The organism is Aureimonas altamirensis, assembly GCF_023702225.1.
GTDB lineage: Bacteria > Pseudomonadota > Alphaproteobacteria > Rhizobiales > Rhizobiaceae > Aureimonas > Aureimonas altamirensis_B.
In genome coordinates, this window is the sequence record NZ_JAMQCO010000028.1 from 1 (window position 1) to 4,081 (window position 4,081).

Here is a 4,081-nt window from a genome sequence, read left to right on the forward strand (position 1 = left end):
CTTGCGACGCTGAAGGGCGGCCTCGGCGTGGATACGCTGAAGCTGACGGGTGCCGGGCTGACGCTCGATTTGACGCAGTTTTCCAACGTCGCCGCCACGAATCCGTCCGGCGGCAGCCGGCTGAGCGGTATCGAGAAGATCGACATCACCGGCTCGGGCGACAACGTCCTGAAGCTGACGGCGGCGGACATCGCCGACATGTCGGGCATCAACGTCTTCGAGACGACGGGCCGCTACCAACTGATGGTCGACGGCAATGCCGGCGACAAGGTGCAACTGACCGACGGACGCTGGGCGCGGCAGGCGGCCAGCTTCACCAGCGGCGGCAGCAGCTACAATGTCTACTACAATGTCGCGAAGGCGACGACGCTGTACGTCAAGCAGGGCGTCGCAGTCGACTATCCAAGCATCGAGGCGACGGAAGTCGTCAACGGCTATGGCGGCTTCGTGCTGAATGGCGAGTGCGCCAACGACTACGCCGGCTACAGCGTCTCGTCCGCAGGCGACTTCAACGGTGACGGGCTTGACGACCTCATCGTCGCCTCGCCGTATAACGATGCTACGGGCACTGACGCAGGGCGTGCCTATCTGGTCTACGGAAGGTCCGGCACGACGTCCGTGAACCTTTCTGCCGTGGCTGCAGGCAGCGGCGGATTTGCGATAGCGGGAGAAGGGGGCAGCAATTATTTCGGGACTTCGGTCTCGGCTGTTGGCGATGTCAACGGCGACGGGCTGGCGGATCTCGTGGTGGGTGCATCCGGCTACGGTATCCGCGCAGGGCGCGCCTATGTGATTTTCGGACGCACCGGCGGTGCTGCACCGACGATCGCCGGCATCGTGGCCGGTACGGCAGGCGGCTTCGTCATAACGGGCGAGGGTGCTAGCAATGATTTCGGCGTTTCGGTTGCCGGAGCCGGGGACGTCAACGGCGACGGTATGGCCGACCTGATTGTCGGCGCATCCGGATATAACAGCACGACAGGCCGCGCCTACGTGATATTCGGCAAGACCGACAGCCTTGCGGTGGCAGCAAGTTCCATCGCAAACGGCGTAGGGGGCTTCGCCGTGCAGGGCGAGACGACCGGTAATTCATTCGGCGTCTCGGTCAGCGGAGCCGGCGATGTGAATGGCGACGGGCTTGCGGACGTCGTGATCGGCTCGAACGGCTATTTCGGCAATGCAGGCCGTAGCTATGTCGTGTTCGGCCGGACGGGCAGCACGTTGCTGAATGCAAATGGGCTGGGAACGAGCGGTTTCCTGATCAGTGGCGAAACGGCTACCAACAACCTTGGATACGACGTCTCGTATGGCGGGGACGTCAATGGCGACGGCCTCGCCGATATTCTGGTGGGTGCCTACTACTACGGCACGGGTGCCGGCCGCGCTCATGTGATCTTCGGCCGTTCGTCCGGCAACCTCGACATCAACGTCGCGGCTTCGTCACTTGGCACGCGGGGCTTCGCCATCGTGGCGGAATGTAGCGGCGACTTCGTCGGTTACAATTTGGCGTATGCCGGCGACGTGAACGGCGACGGTCTTGCGGACATGCTCGTCAGCGCGAAAGGCAGTGATATCGCGGGCAACAACGCTGGACGGGCCTATGTAGTCTACGGCCGGACATCGAACATTTCGGTGCAGATGTCGGATATTGCCCTTGGCGTAGGCGGTTTCGCCATCACGGGTCAGTGTGCGGACGACGAACTCGGCTACGATATTTCGGCCGCAGGCGATCTGAATGGCGATGGTTTGGCCGATATTGCGGTAGCCGCACGCTTCAACGACGCAGCCGCCTCGAATGCCGGCCGCATCTACGTGATCTTCGGACGCACGGACGGCGCTCTGTTCAATACTGCAGTCGACGTCATGGGCGACGCGACCGACAACAACCTCACGGATGGCGGTGCGGCGAAGACCATCATGGCGGGTGCCGGCAACGACACGATCGTTTTGACGGCCGGCAGCGTGGCCCATGGCGGCGCGGGCAATGACCGCATCGAGATCGGCGGGGCGATGATCGCCGCGCTGCAGTCGGGTTACAATACGACATCCGGGCAACTGGCATCCGTTATCGGGGGCAACGGCCTCGACACGCTGGCTTTGTCCGGGGCTGGTCTTACGCTGGACCTGACGGCGGTGGCCAATGCATCCGCCGGCAATCCGGCCGGCGGCAGCCGGCTGGAGAGCATCGAGAAGATCGACATCACGGGCACGGGCGACAATGTGCTGAAGCTGACGGCGGCGGATATCGCCGACATGTCGGGCATGAACCTGTTCGAGACGACGGGCCGCTACCAGCTGATGGTGGACGGCAATGCCGGCGACAAGGTGCAGTTGACGGACGGGCGCTGGGCGCGGCAGGCGGCCAGCTTCACCAGCGGCGGCAGCACCTACAATGTCTACTACAATGTCGCAAAGGCGACGACGCTGTATGTCAAGCAGGGCGTTGTCGTCGACTATCCCGGTATCGAGACGACGGAAGTCGTCAACGGGTATGGCGGCTTCGTCATCAATGGCGAGTGCATCAACGACTACGCTGGGTACAGCATCGCATCCGNGCACCTACAATGTCTACTACAATGTCGCAAAGGCGACGACGCTGTATGTCAAGCAGGGCGTTGTCGTCGACTATCCCGGTATCGAGACGACGGAAGTCGTCAACGGGTATGGCGGCTTCGTCATCAATGGCGAGTGCATCAACGACTACGCTGGGTACAGCATCGCATCCGTAGGCGACTTCAACGGAGACGGGCTTAGCGACATTCTCATATCCGCTCCGTACAACGACTTCGTCGGTAGCGACGCGGGACGTGCCTATCTCGTCTACGGCCAGACGGGAAAAACTCCCATCAACCTGTCCGCTGTCGCCGTCGGAAATGGCGGGTTCGAGATCAACGGCGCAAGCGCCGGCGATGTGGCAGGTATGTCGGTATCTGCCGCAGGGGACGTCAACGGAGATGGCCTAGCGGATATCGTCGTAGGCTCTTCGGGCTCCAACTCCAGCACGGGCCGAGCCTACGTCATATTCGGCAACACGGTCGGTGCCGGATATATGTTGTCGACGATTGCCGCCGGGTCTGGAGGCTTCGTAATCAACGGCGAGGCGACCGGCGGAAACCTCGGATTCTCCGTGGCTGGTGCGGGAGACGTCAACGGCGACGGACTCGCCGACATCGTCGTCGGTGCATACAATTATAACTCCGGTACCGGACGCGCCTATGTCGTGTACGGCAAGACGAGTACGACGGCTGTCGCCGCGTCGGCTGTCGCCGGTGGCACCGGAGGCTTTGCGGTTCAGGGCGAGACGACGAGCGTCAGCTTCGGAGTCGCCGTCAGTGGCGCCGGCGACGTCAATGGCGACGGGCTCGCCGACGTCGTCATCGGCTCCAACGGCTATGCCAGCACAACCGGCCGGGCCTATATCGTGTTCGGACGGACGGGAACGACGTTACTGACAGCCAATGCGCTTGGAACTGGCGGATTTTCCGTTACCGGCGAGACGACGGCCACCAATTTCGGCTACGACGTCGCCTATGGAGGCGACATCAATGGCGACGGCTTGGCCGATCTCCTGGTCGGAGCCTATGCCTACGGTTCCAGCACAGGGCGTGCCTATGTCGTCTTCGGTCGGACGTCCGGCAACCTCGACATCAACGTCGCGGGTAGTTCGCTCGGCACGAGCGGTTTCGCGATCGTGGCGGAGTGCGCGCAGGACTACGTGGGCTTCAATGTTGCCTACGCTGGAGATGTAAACGGCGACGGCCTGGCCGACATGCTCGTCAGCGCGCGTTATAACGATACGGCAGCCGGCAATGCTGGCCGAGCCTATCTCGTTTACGGCAGAACAGGCTCGAATTCTGTTCAACTATCCGATGTTGCGAAGGGTATCGGCGGGTTTACGATCACCGGCCAGTTCGCGAATGACGAGCTCGGTTTCGACGTTTCAGCCGGCGGCGACATCAACGGCGACGGGCTGGCCGATCTCGTCGTCGGCGCACGCCTCAACGATGCGACTGCATCGAACGCAGGCCGGGTCTACGTGATCTTCGGGCGTACGGACGGGACGAGCTCGAGCGTCGTCGTC

2 protein-coding genes are annotated in these 4,081 nt (G+C 62.5%); both read left to right on the forward strand.

Going from position 1 to position 4,081, the window contains the following annotated elements:
• Positions 1–243: 243 nt before the first annotated feature.
• The gene (locus NDN16_RS21190; RefSeq protein WP_435301143.1) at positions 244–2,754 is read left to right on the forward strand and encodes a beta strand repeat-containing protein; all 2,511 of its coding nucleotides are present in this window, start codon (positions 244–246) and stop codon (positions 2,752–2,754) included.
• A partial coding sequence (locus NDN16_RS20760) for an FG-GAP-like repeat-containing protein (RefSeq protein ID WP_251115317.1) occupies positions 2,717–4,081 on the forward strand: 1,365 nt, incomplete at its 3' end. The genes NDN16_RS21190 and NDN16_RS20760, both read left to right, overlap by 38 nt.